1 protein-coding gene is annotated in these 506 nt (G+C 35.2%); it reads right to left on the minus strand.

The window, feature by feature from the left end; genetic code table 11:
- Positions 1 to 133: 133 nt before the first annotated feature.
- A partial coding sequence (locus E3E28_RS10760; protein ID WP_167915451.1) for a class I SAM-dependent methyltransferase occupies positions 134 to 506 on the minus strand: 373 nt, incomplete at its 5' end.

The raw sequence follows: 506 nt of genomic DNA on the forward strand, positions 1-506 counted from the left end.
AGAATATCAAGCGGAAGATATTTATGATCTATGTTGAACTTAACACCATAGATGAGTTCATTCTCCCGTTTGAGGTGCCTTGCTCTTTCAAATGCCTTATCCCTTGTTATCAAAATGATTTCTTCTTTCTCTGTCACTTTTTAACTCCCCTAACAGCTATGAAGGCTCCAATACTCTTCAAGTTTTTGTTAAATTTCTGGTCAACTTTCTCCGCAATTCCAATAAATGGAAAGAACGATGGGAAAAATATAATACCTCTGCTCTCTACATTATCAAATCCTGCATTTGTTAAGAGTGTTTCTAATTCTTTTGGAGTGTAGAACCTTGCATATCTGTATGCCGTTTCAACAAACAAGCTTTTAAATCGTTTGAAAAGGAACCATAAACTTCTTCCATTCATAGTTCCAATGACAACTTCTCCTCCCGGCTTTAATACTCGATGTATCTCATTTAGAACTTTTTCAGGTTCATAGATAAACTCGAACATTGTAACGCTTAATACCAAA

It is taken from the genome of Thermococcus sp. 21S9, from assembly GCF_012027635.1.
Lineage (GTDB): Archaea > Methanobacteriota_B > Thermococci > Thermococcales > Thermococcaceae > Thermococcus.